Raw genomic sequence first — 14728 nt, forward strand, 5'->3', positions numbered from 1 at the left:
AATGGCACAATGGGGTGTTTTGACATCCAGCCCCTTCCTGAGTATCGAGTGCAATGCGGGCTCATACTAACCGAAGGAGGTGGCTCCCCATGAATAAATGGGCGTATTCTCTTGTTGGCGTAATGGTGCTGGCAACTGTATCCGGGTGTGCAAATGCAGGCACGGATCAAAATAAAGGTACCCAAACAAACAATTTGGCATACCAGCGTCCAGCTAACCTGCAAAACAATGCGCAGCCTAACAACGGCACCGCAAACAATTTCGGAGCAAACAACTACGGTGCCTACAATTATCAAAACGGCTTTACTGCCCAAGGATTTAACCGCGATGTCGCAGATCGTTTGGCGCAAGCAGCAGACAATGTTCCCGGGGTTGAAGGAGCAACGGCAGCCGTGTACGGGAACGATTGCATTATCGGCGTCAGGACCCGTTTTGGCGCTCAAGATATGCAGCAAAGGCAAGCCATCGAACGCCAGGTTCACTCTGCTGCGCGGGCTGCCGCACCAAATCTCAACATCCGCGTCACTTCAGATGACAACATGTACAGCAGGGTGCAAAACATCAGCAACACCGTGACGAACGGCCTGGCGAACACCACCAATGCCGTTACCTCCGGGCCGAATACGGTAACCGGAAATCTGGCAAACGCCGCAAACGATTTTACCGTATTGCTGCGGGATGTCGGCCGTACGATAACCGCTCCGTTCCGTTAAACCCGGGCAATTTTTGACACAAAAGAGGTGCGGACATATTCCGCACCTCTTGGCTTTTTCCAATCGTTACTTGCTTGCCACCTGGGCCGGTTTCATTTCCGGTTCAACCACTTGCAATTCGCCTGTACCGCGAACCAGTTTCTTTGCGTACACTTTTTCTGGCCGCAATACAGAAACCAGGTAATCAATGGCAACTTGCGGGTCTACGGTCTCACCGCAGGTGTAGCAATCCAGAGCCGCAAATCCACGCTCTGGGTAGGTATGAATAGACAGATGGCTTTCCGAGAGAAGAACCAGAACGGTAGCCCCTTGAGGAGAAAACTGCTTGGCTTGCACACTGAGTACAGTGGCACCACAGCTTTCAGCAGCTTCAATCATTTCCTTCTTCAAAAATTCTGCGTCGTTCAACAAGTCAAACTGAACTCCCCATGTGTCAACGGCAACGTGTCTTCCGAAAGTCGAGTATTCCATCTTTCGGTTCCCCCTTCCTAGCAAGTGTAATGTTAAACATCGCTAGGACCTGCGTCATTCACTAACGGGGGCGGTTTCCCTCTTGTTATCCACCCTTTAAAGTGAATCCTGGTTCCTAATCCTGTTTCCAACGAAAACAAACATACCATGCTTCGGCCTAGTTGACAATACTTTTTATGAAAGAAAATCATGGGAAACAAAAAATGGGCGCCGCAGCACCCATTTCATGCAGAAAATCTTCAGTTTTCTCAGGCTTCCAGTTCAAACAAACGACGTGACAATGCGCACAAACGAAGGTCGATCATGCCAAGTTTTTCCGGGGCAGCATGCTTCGCCCAGTTACGCAAGTCCAGCCATCTATCCGTCTCTTGCCGGATCGAGTCAATCTCACACTCGCTTCCCGTCTGCCGGAACAGCTCTTCCAGTTCCTTTGCGGCATGAGGGGCGGTATTTTCAAAAATGGACACTTCCTCGTCGCCGGAAACCTCCTGGATGCTTACGACAGAACCTTCGTCGTAATGATAGACGACTGTAAATCCGTCATAAATCCGATGGACGATCCCGTGGCCTCGAAACGTTTTCATTGCTTTCCGCATGGCATTAGCCAGATGCATATCTCTAATGAGGTAGGAACTTTCACAGGAATACCGGTTGCCCAAGCGGTGGAATGTCAACTGAATCGCACCGCTCTTGTCCGTCAACAAAACGTCCCGATCGCCGTTTTCACAAATTTTCACTTCGACAGAAATGTGCTCATTGGTGAAGAGAGAGACGAATCGGTTCAACTCTTCTTCGTTCATCGTAAAATAGGCCTTGGCGTAGTTTGTTGCTAAACGCTGTGCCATAAATATCTCCTCAATTCTTTTGGTTTACCTGGATCGTTTGGACGAAAACGGTTGCCAAATGAGGAGATACGCTAGGTGTCAACGAAGGAACGTTGTAGAACCTGGCCTTGCCCCGCGAATCGAAAATCGATTTGGGTATTGAAGGCGGATCACCTACTTTTCGTATTTAAAGCCAACCTTGACTCCTTTATTATACTACAGAGGCAGTAAAAAGTCTTGAGCGAAAAGCGGATGAATTTTCGCAAAAAAGCCGAATATCCGTTGAATTTTATCCTGACACAAGAAGAACTCACCTATTCTGCCGGATACTCGCTAATTTTCCTGTTTTATTTCCGTTCCAGAAGGGCTTCCAGCTATTTGATTCATTGCTTTTCTGATCGCTGTCTGCTCTTCTTCTGACAAATGGTAAGGCGAGCTGCCCTGTTCGACCGGCTTTGCGTAGACCCGGGACTCCATGCGGCTGAAAATACTGGTAACAACCACACCATTCTGGGAATCGTCGATGATTGCCAAGGAAAAGCTGAGGTCATTGCCGATGTCATCAAACGCATTGTAGCGGACAACCCCGACATTTCCGCACTGTCCGGCAATGCGCTGTGACAGGCGATTGAGCAAAAACTGCTGATCCGTTTGCCGTTTTTTCACATCATCCATCTCGTCAAAGAGACGATGCATGCCTTCCTCCAAATTAGCCCCATTTGTACCGCTCAGCAAGCGATTTAACGATTTGCGAAGACGGTTGATACGAACCGACTGCATGATCAGGAGCAAAAACAACAAGAGGATGAGCCCGAGGGTGGCCAGGAGCAAGAACGGCGTGTTTTCAGCAAGCGATAGGAGATCTACCATGTAACATTTTCTTCCTTTCTAGTGGCGCAAGGGGCCCAAAAATCCTACTCTATTGTACATCTGTTGCCTGGGCCAATTCAAATGAAAAGACGAACATTACGATCAAAAAGATGCCCAGGAGCAAAAACCAAAAAAAGCGACACTCTCGATATGAGATGCCGCTTTTTTCATTCCCTATTCACATGTGCGACCTTCATCGTTTTTGTTCTTTCCTCCACTCATGCACGCATCTTTCGCATGCTTTCGTGTAATCGCAAAGCTGTTAACGTTTCACTGGCCTGCATCTTAGGTTGGCTTTCCCTATGCTTCCAGCAGCAGCATTTCCTTGCGGAGCTGCTTCAAGCGTTCGGTCGATCTGCGAATCTGAGCCGTATCCTTGGCATGCAAAGCATCGTACAGGGTAGCCAACTCATAATCGAGTTCCAAACGCAAAACCGGTATTCGTTCCTCTGCATCACGACGTTTGAGGGCGGCAATCACCTGATCCATGGTTACACTGCAAGCTTTTTCGTAGATCACTTTTTTCTCAGCTCCTTTTATCTCCACGATTCTGACGGCTTCTCCATACCGAATGTGCTTTATGAGCAACCCGCTTTCATGGAGCATTTTTACAACGACATGTCCTTTTGCCTTCTGGATAAAGCGGTAGAGTATCAAGGCCACCCGGGTGTCACGGACTGAACAATCAGGTTGCTGCCATCTGTAGACACCGTTGACGCGTTGAAGTCTCCATTCTGCTCTGCCGTCCTGGGTGCACACGAGTAAATGAAAGTGCTCCTTGGTTTCCTTCCAAGTGACAGTTGCTCCTGCATTGACCAGAAACTGCAGCATCGCATACAAGGTTTTTCGGTCAAACCAGACAGACAAATTGCAATACTCCAATTCCTTCCCGTCTTGCATCAGATCCCTCCCATTCACAGAATACTCAGTAAATAGAACTGCTTACGGGAGTGAGTGGTATATCATATTATTCTGTTGCAGCTTTTGCTATTCGTTTCCCTGCATGTTTTTTCCTAAAATCTTATGTTATTATATGGGGGGTTCTGAGCTCTTTTGACAAAGATACTTGCCTGTTTCCCAGCGGGCTGCTTGCTACAGATCGTGCTATGAGAGGTGGTCGTGATGACGAATTCTTTTACCGGTTTTCATCAGAATGATTTTGATGTGTTTGCCATTGAGGGATTGGACAACAGAATGGAAGGGATCAAGGAGCTGATCCGGCCCAAGCTGGAGACCCTCGGACAACATTTCGCTCCGTCTCTCTCGCTGGCAACTGGCGAAGAGATGTTTTACCATGTCGCCAAGCACGCGCGCAGAACAGTAAACCCGCCAAAAGATACATGGGTTGCCTGGGCTGGCGACAAACGCGGATACAAGAAACACCCTCACTTTCAGGTAGGCTTGTGGGGCACTCATCTGTTTGTCTGGTATGCAGTGATTTACGAATCTCCCTTCAAGGAGGAGATCAGCCGGTCCATGAAGGAACACCTGGAGGAAATCCTCGAAATGGTACCTGACGACTTTCGCTGGTCCCCCGATCACATGCAGCCGGGCAGCACTCCTCAAGCAGTGTTGGGACGTGAAGGCGTACTGCAACTGATCGACAGACTGCAACAAGTGAAAAAGGCAGAAATTCTGTGCGGCATCAATATCGATCGCCATGATCCTGTCCTTGCGGATGGAGACAAACTGCTTTCAAAACTCGACGCTACCTTTGCTGTCCTGACCAAGCTGTACAATCTGAGCAAGCTGCGTACAACGGGACTCGCTTGATGAGGATGTAGTTTAGGTATATGCAGAAGAACAGGTCCGCTTTCTCTAAAAAAGCGGTTTCCTGTTCTTTTGCTTTTCGGACACATAATCGGGTGCGACCGGGAACACTAAGGAAAACCACTAGGAACGACCTGCACTGTTGTTGAGAAAAGCCAGCTTGCCTTGTACATCTTGAAACATTCGGTCAAACAGTTCTTGTACACTCGGGACATCGTCAATCAATCCGATCACTTGCCCTGCCCATCCGAAGCCCTCCTGCTCGTTTCCTTCGTGGATAAACAAGCGGTTTCGCTCACCGCTGATGTACGGCTTCAAATGCTCATAGTCCGAACTGCTTTTTTCCATTTCCAAAATGAGATCTGACCCGGGTGTTCTGACTACCCTCGCAGGAGTCCCCAACGTCCGTTTGATTACTTGGGTGTCGTGCTCTGTGCTTCTGATCAAAGCATTCTTGTAGGCAGGATGAGCATGGACGCACTCTTTGGTCGCGATAAACCGGGTCCCCATCTCTACGCCCTCTGCTCCTAAAGCGAGAGCGGCCAAAATTCCTCTGCCGTCTCCGATCCCTCCGCTGGCAAGTACAGGGATACGCACCGAATCAACGACGCGCGGGATCAGTACAAACGTGCCGATGTCATCTCTGCCCAGGTGCCCGCCGCCCTCCTGACCTACGGCCATGACCGCATCTGCGCCGATCGATTCTGCCTTTTGCGCCTGACGGACTGAGGCGACAAGCACGAGCTTTTTCACATCGAGGCCGTCCGTTCGGCGAATGAGCGGCTCGGGATTTCCTCCGGTTATGGAAATGACCCGGACCCCCTCTTCCAAAGCGGCCTCCAGCATGTGTTCATATGGGCGACCATGCTGGCCAATGGCAAAGTTCACACCAAACGGCTTGTCAGTCAAGGCCTTGGTTTTCCGAATTTCTTCACGCAAAGCCTCCGGAGAGGGAAGAGACATTGCTGTTACCTGTCCCAGACCGCCGGCATTGGAGACGGCAGCCGCCAATTCGGCATACGCCAGATAAGCCAGCCCGCCTTGTACGACCGGGTACTGGATCTGCAGCAGCTCAGTCACTCTTGTTTTCATAAGCGTCACCTCTCTCACTCACTTCTCGGCCAAAAGGGAGAACTCCTGCCGCCACAGATAAATATCAAAAAAATGAACTTGCTTTCCCCCCCCTTTTTGCTATACTCAATTTGTTTGTTTTTTACCCTTTTATTCTTGTTGCAAAGTGAGGCGATCATATGAGACAAAAGAGTACTCCTCTGTTTAGCGGGTTGTTGGAGCACGCCCGAAGAAATCCTATTCAATTTCACATCCCTGGTCATAAAAAGGGCATGGGCATGCACCCGACATTCCGTGAATTCATCGGGGAAAACGCTCTCTCGATTGACCTCATCAATATTGCTCCTCTGGATGACTTGCACCATCCCAAGGCAATGATCAAGGAAGCCCAGGATCTGGCAGCCGAAGCTTTCGGAGCTGACCATACCTTTTTTTCCGTTCAGGGAACGAGCGGCGCGATCATGGCCATGATTATGGCCACTTGCAATCCGGGAGACAAAATTATCGTCCCGCGGAACGTTCACAAATCAGTCATGGCGGCGATCATTTTTGCCGGAGCGACTCCGATTTTTATCCATCCTGTGATGGACGAGCGTTTGGGGATATCTCACGGGATTACTGTAAAAGCTGTTCAAAAAGCGCTGGAGCAGCATCCCGATGCGGCTGCTCTCCTCGTCATCAACCCGACATACTTCGGCTTTGCGGGCGATCTCAGAGAAATCGTACGTACTGCGCATAACTATGAAATTCCCGTATTGGTGGATGAAGCACACGGTGTCCACATTCATTTTCATGAAGAGCTTCCGATTTCCGCGATGCAAGCCGGTGCCGACATGGCAGCGACCAGCGTTCACAAGCTGGGAGGCTCCTTGACCCAGACCTCTATCCTGAATGTTCGCGAAGGCCTGGTCGATGTCGATCGCGTCAAGACCGTCATGAGCATGCTGACGACGACTTCGACCTCTTATATCCTGCTCGCATCTCTGGACATGGCGAGGCAGCACCTGGCCATTAACGGTCGGATGTTGACCGAGCAAGCGATGCAGATGGCCAACAAAGCCAGAGAGATGATTAACGAGATCCCGCGGATTCACTGCGTCGGTCGGGAAATTCTCGGTACGCCTGCGACTTTTGCCATGGACCCGACCAAGCTCTTGATTCACGTTCGCGATCTGGGGATTACTGGCTGGGAAGTGGAGAACTGGCTCCGTTCGAAGTACAACATCGAGGTCGAAATGAGCGATTTGTACAATGTCCTCTGCTTTGTTACCGCTGGCGATACAGAGGAATCGATTCGCACTCTGGTGAATGCGCTGAGGGAACTGTCTGTGGAATTTGCTCATGTGCAGGCAGAAGAAAAGCCGACCATTTCGCTGCCGAACATCCCGGTCCTGTCCATGACGCCGCGCGATGCCTTTTACGCAGAGACGGAGACTGTTCCCTTGGCGGAAGCGGCAGGTAGGGTAATCACCGAATTTATCATGGTTTATCCTCCCGGTATTCCGATCTTTTTGCCCGGAGAGGTGATTACAGAGGAAAACATCGCCTACATCAAGGAGAACATTCGTGTCGGCCTTCCTGTTCAAGGCCCTGAGGACGAGTCACTGAAAACGGTCAAGGTCGTAAAACGTCAAACAGCTATCTCTGGATAACCTACAAAATGCCGGCTCTACGCGAGTCGGCTTTTTTTGTCTCGAAGGTCAATTCGGAAGAGGCCATTCGCGTTTTGTATGTAGTCAGCATTTGATATGATAGGGAAAAGTGGGTATAGATGGAGGAAACCATTATGCCGGATTGGTCGTATCACACGATGTTTCGCCCCTTATTGTTTACACTGCCCGCAGAGCGGTCACGCCATTTGACCTTGACCGCTATCGGCACATTGGCAAAATGCCCGGGCGGTCCCTCACTCATCGAACTGATGGGACATATGGAGCCTCCCGCCGAGCTTTCGAGAAAGCAGTGGGGTATCTCCTTTCCCACTCCGATTGGCTTGGGAGCCGGGCTCGATACCGATGCCCGGGCGCTATCCGCCCTTTCCCAATTCGGCTTCGGCTATATAGAACTGGGTCCCGTCACCCGCAATCCCGTTGATGAATCCGGCGGCATCGAGCGGTTATTGGCAGACGAGTCTATCTCGTATCCAGCTCCCTTGGCTAACATGGGGGCGGCAAAGCTGGCCGAGCGGCTTGAGCGCTGCGGACATCGCTCGCTTCCATTGGCTTGCCGGCTGTCATTCGCCCCTGGGTCCTCTCCGCTTGAAGCGGCTCAGGAGCGCATTGAAATGATTGAACAGCTATCGCCTTACTGCGGATTCTTTACGCTTGATACACGTCAACAGCTTTTGGATGGGTGGGATGAGACTGCATGGAACCTGCATCTCTCTTTGCTCGCAGAGGCAACAAAGGCCCCGCTGCTTCTGGTACTGTCACCGGACTTGCCCAAGGTCGAGGCCGAGTGCTTGCTATTGCCGGCGATTCGCGCGGGGATAAAAGGTGTTGCAATCGCCGGTGGCATTTCCCCATCATCTGCTTTTGGCAAAACATCGGTCCCGCAGTCTGAAGCCAAAGACGCAAAGCCGCCGCAAGAGCTGTCCCCACGCCGCTTGACAGGGGGCATAACAAGAGAAAAGAGCATCCAGATGGTTCAGTGGATTCGAAAAAGTTACCCGAATCTTTTTATGATCGGTTCCGGCGGCGTGATCGAGCCAGACGATGCTCTGGCTTTATTCGCGGCAGGCGCCGATTTTGTGCAGCTTCACAGCGGACTGATTTATTCCGGTCCTGGCCTGCCAAAACGAATCAATGAAGCCATTTGGCAAAGCAATCATCCTCTTCGGACTGCTGAACTTTCTGCCGACAGCAAGTTGTCCGAGCCGGATTCACCAACCGTCGAGAGCCATCGTGCTCCTCGGAAATTCACCGGGCAGTTCACTGGATGGTTCTCTGGCTCGCTGCTGGGGATCGGCATGGTGATCGGGGGATTACTCGCACTCCTGGTAGCATTGACAACTGTCGTACTTCCCTATGATGAAGCCTTCCTGGGCATGAGAGCGTCCGAGCTCCAGGCTCTCAACCCGCAAATTCTCCCTTTCATGTCCCATGACAGGGTTAGTCTGGCGGGTACAATGATTTCGATTGGCGTGATTTATTTCCAGCTTTCCCGATTCGGCCTTAGCCGGCAGCTTCATTGGGCTAAGCAGGTCTTGCTCGTTTCCGGCTCAGTTGGCTTTCTCAGCTTCTTTCTCTACATTGGCTACGGTTATTTTGATATTCTGCATGCTGTATTGTCTCTGTCGCTGTTCCCGTTTTTCCTGTTGGCCATAAGGCAACCTGCAAACAAACAGCTCTCTCCTCTGCCCGCCCAAGTCAAAAATGACCGTGACTGGCGCCGCTCACTGTGGGGACAATTGTTCTTTGTGATTATCGGCTGCGGGTTGACCGGAGCTGGACTGATTATCTCCATCATCGGGATTACCGGTGTGTTTGTCCCACAGGATCTGGCCTTTCTTTGTGCTACGCCCGAGGTTTTGCAGGCCTATAATGAGAAGCTGATCCCCGTGATCGCCCATGATCGGGCCGGATTTGGCGGTGCCCTGTTGTCAGTCGGAATCGCGGTCCTGTTGATCAGCTTGTGGGCATTCAGACAGGGAGAGTCCTGGGTCTGGTGGACGCTGTTTCTGGGAGGTCTGCCTGGATTCGCATCCGGGATTGGCATTCATTTCGCAGTTGGATATACGGACTTTATTCATTTGATCCCTGCGTATGTGGCTGCCCTTCTCTTCCTGGTGGCATTAATGCTCACATACCCCTACTTTTGTCTGAGGAAGACGTAGCAATTACGACTCCGTCATTTGTCGGGAAGACAGGACTTATGATGAGTGTTTTTTAAAACCTAAAACAGGCATAGAGGACCTTTCCTCTATGCCTGTTTTTGTAGATACTATTTATTAAATACTCGAATCACAACAGAATTTATATTCGTTCCATTCAACAGTTTGAAAAATGTATTGACGTCATCTAATGCTGTCATGAAAGGTATGCTTTTCTCTTTACTTGTTCCAGGATCTAACACAAAATAGGTCCGATTAGCATTTTTTGCAATGATTTTAATAACTGAATCATCGCTTCCAGTCATAACCTTTATAAAGTTATAATCTGTGTAATCTCCTGGAATTTCTCCACCGTTGTCGTCATCATCGTCGTCATCTCGAGGGCTGGCAAATTCAGCGGTATAAACTGCAGGAGTGGAGTCTCTGTTATCGATCCAGACTAGTCGGTTACCACCCATTCGCGGTTCCTCAATCTCGGCATCCTCCGACCAGATTTCATTCATATAGGAATCTCTGTCTATATCGTATAGCTCAAAGTAGTAGTCGGTGTCTCTCTTGGAATTTCGATTATCCGAGAAGAACACAACATCTCTGGAAGCTTGCGGTTCGATTTGATCTCTTTCCGTCCATCGTACTGCAAGATTGGTCCGTTCCCGATCGATGTCATAATAATACAAGTCGTACGATCTCGTGGAATTGGAGTATTCACTCCAAACGACAAACTCGTCGCCTAAGCTTGCTCCTTTGATTTCCACGTCAGTACGAATATCCTCATCACGTCCTCGGTCGATATCATACAGTACAATTGTACTATCACCCGAGCGTTCTTCTTTCACCCACATCGCATAGTCTTCATTTACATCTAGATAAAGCGGTTCATCATTAAGTGTTTCAAGCTCCTCGTAATCACCTGAAGACAGGTCGGTCAGGATCACATCATAACGACGGCCCTCGTTTACCCACAGAAGATTATTCCCTTCAAGTTCGTAAAGACTGTCATGTGGCGTATCATCTTGATCAATAGCTCTTTCCAGCTTGCCAGTTCGTATGTTGTACACCATAAGCGTTTCTTCATCTTCGTCATACCAAACTACATATGGACTGCTGACAAGCGGACGGCTCGGCTCGGAATCCGGTTTGCTGATGACCTTGCTTGTTTTCTTCTGCAGATCGTACAGAACAACACTCGAGGATCTCTTTGACTCGTTTATGTAGACTACGTATCTATCATCTCCATCCGGCTGTGTAGGCTCTCCCGAGGTTCCTCCAATTTGGACAAGATCCTCATCATCCGTGTCATAAATATAGATAGATAGATTATCATCGCGGTCCTTCTTGGCGAAAATGACATAATCCCCCGCTATGCGTGGCTGCAATCTGTCATCAACGTCCGAGGCAATTTCTTTAGCGTTTTTAGGTCTGCTTACACTGCCAAAATACAATGCTTCGTCTTCTTCGTTAAAATAGATGAAGTTGTTTTTATAAATTTGCGGCATTACTTCGTCAGCGGAATCAGTTGTCAGCTGTTTATTCCTGGAACTTCCCAGTTCATGAAGATAAATATCGGTATCGCGGCCAGTGTCACTCTCGTATACGATTTGATCATCGTATATAGACGGATTGGTCTGATTTCCCGACTCTTCTACAGCTGGGTATTCGCGCCCCTTGCTGATGTCGTAATAAAAGATATCGGAATTTTTGTTTCTAGTGTCTTCCCAAGCAACGTAATTGCCGGAAACAGTCGGGTTGCTCGCTCGACCGCTGGTAGAAACACGCTTTGCTTCCCCTGCCTTGATATCGTAGAGGTAGATGTTGTCGTCTGAACTATCTGTCCACACGATCATATTGTCCGCAAGATCCAGTTGAGACGGTTTGGCGTCTCCATTCGTAATCCGGGTTTCCTTTTTTCGGTCAATATCGTAGAGGTAGACATCGTCTCCTCCGTGGCGGTCGTCAATCCAGGCAACATACTTGCCGTCCACCACCGGATTTTTCTTTCCAGAGGACTTGTCCCCAATTTTGGTTTCGGATTGATCATCGATGTCATACAGAGTAATGGTGTTTTCATTCTTCAACATCCACACGGCATAATCGGTAGAAATGTCAAAGCCTACACGGGCAATATAAGGCTGACTTGCATCGACTCGGATTTCATTTGCGGCGAAAGCCGATGTACCGCCCCAGAGGGAAGATGTCAGCAAGACAGCCGCCATCAGTCCCCGGATGCGTCCTCGCTTCATGAAACAATTCCTCCTCTTACAACTATTTTCTCTCTTTCCCATTATCCTTCATTCGCCAATCATTGTCAAAAAAAAACAGACGCTTTCGACAAGCGTCCGTGTTCTATCTATTTCGCCTTATTTCTGTTTCGTCGCTTCCGCGTGCTTGCATTCGCCTTTGCACATGCCATACAGCGTCTTTACCTGATTGCTCTCAAAATGCTCGATGATCGACTCACAGCTTTGGCAAATAATAGTCCCCATATTGCGCAAACCCCTCCGACTCTCATATTGCTGTCGCACAAGCATGTCATATATCCTACACGCCAGCAAAAAGATGATGCTCATTCATGATCGTACCTTTATGTTAATACGTCATAATGGAGGAGTCAATCAAAAAAATACACATTTTAATCTCTATTAGTATGTCACATTTCTAGTCCGTGCTGCTTCATCCACTCTACGATACAGCAGAGCACATCTTCCCGCTCCGGCTCATTCAGAAGCTCGTGACGCATTCCGGGGAAGCGCCGGAATACAGCTTCTTCCGGCAAATCAGCCGCAAATCGCTCCACGGCATCCGCGTCGACCAGCAGATCATCACCGGCCTGCAGCACAAGAGTCGGCAACAAAAGGCTGCCTCGTTCCTCCCAAGCTTCCCCCATCGCTCGATGTAGCTCCTGGTACCAGCGCACGCTTACTTTTGGATACTGCCACGGGTCTGTTATGTAAGCCTTTTGCACCTCCGGGTCGCGCGTAACCATCTCGGGCGTTATCCCGCTCGCCATTCGCAGTGTAGGCCAGCTCTTATCCAACCAAACAGCCAGCCTGGCCTTCCACTGTGGAACCGGCACCTTCAGTTGGAGACATGGAGACGTGAGAATCAGTCCGGCGAGTCGTTTTCGCTCCGCAAAGCGCTCGATGAGGCGCACCGCGACAAGGCCGCCCATGCTGTGCCCAAAAACGAATACCGGGTATTTCTGTCCCGTTTTTTGCAAGGCCGTCTCTACCCACGCCCCAGCCGCGTCCAAATACTGCGAAAAGCTGTCGATATGTCCTTTCCTGCCCGCAGACCGGCCCCACCCTGGCAGATCCCCTGTCACTACTTCGACTCCGAACCGATTTAACTCGTCAGCGACATGTTGATATCTGCCATGATGCTCGCCTGTTCCGTGGATCAGCACCATCGCTGCACGAGGCTTTTCTACAGACCATGTATGGGAAAACCACTCCATTTTGCTCCCTCCTCTTCTCCAAGAATAGCATGTGACAAGGCAATTGTATGAAAGCGCCATCTCTTCTGGAAGGCAATGATTGCATCTCACCGCACAAAAAAATGAGCAGAAGCGAACTTCTGCTCATCCGTTAATACTGGTTTTCTTCGAAGGGCAACGATGGCAAATGCTCCTGGAAAAAGTGGGAGAGCATTTCTGCTTCATCTGAACAATCCAAGCGGAAGATTTTCTTCAGGTACTCCGGGTTTACGGCATCCTCTGAACCGAGAAGGGTAGATTGCCCAGTCTGCATACAGATGACCAACGGCTTTCCATAAAACTTGTTCGTATAGACGATTCCGAAGTCGTGGCGAGTCCGTTCTGTGACAAAACCGAAAAAACGAACCTGTGCATTCTCGGCGACGTCGTACAAATGGTCATAGCGTTCCATCAGCAATCCCTCCTCCAAGTGTAATGATCCGAGCATTGTTTAAATATTCGGATTCTTTATTAGTGTAACACAATCTCCGCTCAATTTCCAGTTTACATTTCAACCTGCCAAATATTGGGCGAAGTCAGATGATCATGGATTGCCGATTGGGTACCCGGTCTTCTCCTTCCTGAATCCACCGGACCTTTTCCGATCCGTGCAGCGACTGCGCGACAAAAGACAGACACTCAAAAAAGAGCTCGACAACAGCTGTACTGTACCTCTCTTCCAGCTTCTCCAACGCATAGGTGAGACGGAAAATCGAAGGGACCCGCTGCCTGCTTGTCTCGATCACTTCTCTGCCCTTGCGCGTCGGATAGACATGGACAACCCGCCCATCCAGCTCTGACTTTTCGATGTAGACCATCTCTTTTTCCACCAGCTTTTTGATGTGGATCACAATGGAAGACGGATGCCAGAAGGTCCACTCCGCGATTTGCGTTACGCGCACGCCTTCGTAGCAATAAATGATCCATAGAATATTCAGTTGTACGGAGGAGTCCAGCTCCGCTTCTTTTGCCGCTCGCTCCCAATCTTCCTTGTTGACCACATCTATGGCGCGCATCGTATTTAATGCTTCATAGACATTTCGAATGGAAACCTCCTGCATGGTATCTTCCCTCCACAATCCATTTGTCGTTCTCTAGTGCTGTAACGCGCTGCAAATGGTATATACATTTTACACTTTTCTGAAAAAACTCGCAATTGTTTTCCCCCTGGGAATGATTCATTGCCAAAGAGTGGCAGGAATGCTACACTTAACGCAGGAGATTCCCGGGACTAGGAGTGAATGCAAACGTGAATCTGCAGTCGGCCTACATATATTTAGTGGATGGCTCTACAGCCACTGAAGCATCTCTGGATGAAGTCAAAGCAAAATTGCTGCGCTACGTCGACATGACCAAAAAAACCGGTGAACAACTCGGCTGGTCCTACGCCGATGCCGCTTTCCCTTATGTCATCGATGAACGCCCCGAGGGCAAGGATTCCTGGCTGCTGCTTCGCGGCAAAGATCCGAGCACTCACAAGGCGATTATCATCGGAGTTGGCAAACGAGAGAAAAATGGTAAAGAACATTCTTACATTCAAGTTTCCCTGCCGGACTCTGCAACACATGGCGACAAGAGCAAGGCAAATGAATTTTGCCGTTATCTTGCACGCAATTTTAAAGCAGAGCTGCACCTCTTTAACAACCGCATCCAATATTTCCAGCCGCGCAAGCCATAAAGCGCCTGGAGCAGCAGCAGCCGGCAT

General features: G+C 49.6%; 15 protein-coding genes. 5 read left to right on the top strand and 10 right to left on the bottom strand.

Going from position 1 to position 14728, the window contains the following annotated elements; all coding sequences use genetic code 11:
* The first annotated feature begins 89 nt into the window (after positions 1–89).
* Positions 90–713 carry a YhcN/YlaJ family sporulation lipoprotein gene (locus NST96_RS18035; protein WP_003386314.1) on the top strand — a complete coding sequence of 208 codons (624 nt, stop codon included), beginning with the start codon at positions 90–92 and terminating at the stop codon, positions 711–713.
* Positions 714–779: 66 nt separating this feature from the next.
* Here the strand turns inward: NST96_RS18035 and speD are convergent, their stop codons facing one another.
* From speD to NST96_RS18055, 4 genes are all read right to left on the bottom strand, one after another.
* The gene (gene speD, locus NST96_RS18040) at positions 780–1184 is read right to left on the bottom strand and encodes an adenosylmethionine decarboxylase (RefSeq protein ID WP_003386315.1); all 405 of its coding nucleotides are present in this window, start codon (positions 1182–1184) and stop codon (positions 780–782) included.
* A gap of 248 nt (positions 1185–1432) precedes the next feature.
* Entirely contained in the window at positions 1433–2029 is a 597-nt protein-coding gene (locus tag NST96_RS18045; protein ID WP_003386316.1) for a hypothetical protein, read from the bottom strand.
* A gap of 312 nt (positions 2030–2341) precedes the next feature.
* Positions 2342–2878 (bottom strand): DUF4446 family protein, encoded by a 537-nt coding sequence (locus NST96_RS18050; RefSeq protein ID WP_003386317.1) that lies wholly within the window; start codon positions 2876–2878, stop codon positions 2342–2344.
* 300 nt (positions 2879–3178) lie between these two features.
* Positions 3179–3778, bottom strand: a complete 600-nt coding sequence (locus NST96_RS18055) for a hypothetical protein (protein ID WP_003386318.1) — start codon at positions 3776–3778, stop codon at positions 3179–3181.
* Between the two features lie 222 nt (positions 3779–4000).
* Here NST96_RS18055 and NST96_RS18060 point away from each other — a divergent pair, with 222 nt between their 5' ends.
* Positions 4001–4651 (top strand): DUF1054 domain-containing protein, encoded by a 651-nt coding sequence (locus tag NST96_RS18060; RefSeq protein WP_031932797.1) that lies wholly within the window; start codon positions 4001–4003, stop codon positions 4649–4651.
* A gap of 120 nt (positions 4652–4771) precedes the next feature.
* On the opposite strand, the gene NST96_RS18065 is transcribed toward NST96_RS18060, so the two are convergent.
* Entirely contained in the window at positions 4772–5740 is a 969-nt protein-coding gene (locus NST96_RS18065; protein ID WP_003386321.1) for a nitronate monooxygenase, read from the bottom strand.
* Between the two features lie 158 nt (positions 5741–5898).
* Here NST96_RS18065 and NST96_RS18070 point away from each other — a divergent pair, with 158 nt between their 5' ends.
* Both NST96_RS18070 and NST96_RS18075 read left to right on the top strand, forming a co-directional pair.
* Positions 5899–7371, top strand: coding sequence for an aminotransferase class I/II-fold pyridoxal phosphate-dependent enzyme (locus NST96_RS18070; protein WP_003386323.1), 1473 nt, complete (start codon positions 5899–5901; stop codon positions 7369–7371).
* A 134-nt stretch (positions 7372–7505) separates the two neighbouring features.
* Positions 7506–9554, top strand: a complete 2049-nt coding sequence (locus tag NST96_RS18075) for a dihydroorotate dehydrogenase (RefSeq protein ID WP_342404274.1) — start codon at positions 7506–7508, stop codon at positions 9552–9554.
* A gap of 107 nt (positions 9555–9661) precedes the next feature.
* On the opposite strand, the gene NST96_RS18080 is transcribed toward NST96_RS18075, so the two are convergent.
* The 5 genes from NST96_RS18080 to NST96_RS18100 form a co-directional block, all read right to left on the bottom strand.
* Positions 9662–11791 (bottom strand): hypothetical protein, encoded by a 2130-nt coding sequence (locus tag NST96_RS18080; protein ID WP_311068345.1) that lies wholly within the window; start codon positions 11789–11791, stop codon positions 9662–9664.
* A 117-nt stretch (positions 11792–11908) separates the two neighbouring features.
* Positions 11909–12034, bottom strand: a complete 126-nt coding sequence (locus tag NST96_RS18085; RefSeq protein ID WP_003386327.1) for a GapA-binding peptide SR1P — start codon at positions 12032–12034, stop codon at positions 11909–11911.
* Between the two features lie 164 nt (positions 12035–12198).
* Positions 12199–13005, bottom strand: a complete 807-nt coding sequence (locus tag NST96_RS18090; protein WP_039071158.1) for an alpha/beta hydrolase — start codon at positions 13003–13005, stop codon at positions 12199–12201.
* A 130-nt stretch (positions 13006–13135) separates the two neighbouring features.
* On the bottom strand, positions 13136–13435 hold the full coding sequence (locus tag NST96_RS18095; protein WP_003386329.1) for a DUF3055 domain-containing protein: 300 nt from the start codon (positions 13433–13435) through the stop codon (positions 13136–13138).
* Between the two features lie 124 nt (positions 13436–13559).
* Positions 13560–14084: a MarR family transcriptional regulator gene (locus NST96_RS18100; protein ID WP_003386330.1), complete on the bottom strand. Its 525-nt coding sequence runs from the start codon at positions 14082–14084 to the stop codon at positions 13560–13562.
* 188 nt (positions 14085–14272) lie between these two features.
* Here NST96_RS18100 and NST96_RS18105 point away from each other — a divergent pair, with 188 nt between their 5' ends.
* Complete coding sequence (locus tag NST96_RS18105; RefSeq protein ID WP_003386331.1) at positions 14273–14701, top strand: DUF1885 family protein; 429 nt, start codon at positions 14273–14275, stop codon at positions 14699–14701.
* Positions 14702–14728: the final 27 nt, after the last annotated feature.

This window comes from Brevibacillus sp. FSL K6-2834 (genome assembly GCF_038592925.1).
Lineage (GTDB): Bacteria > Bacillota > Bacilli > Brevibacillales > Brevibacillaceae > Brevibacillus > Brevibacillus borstelensis.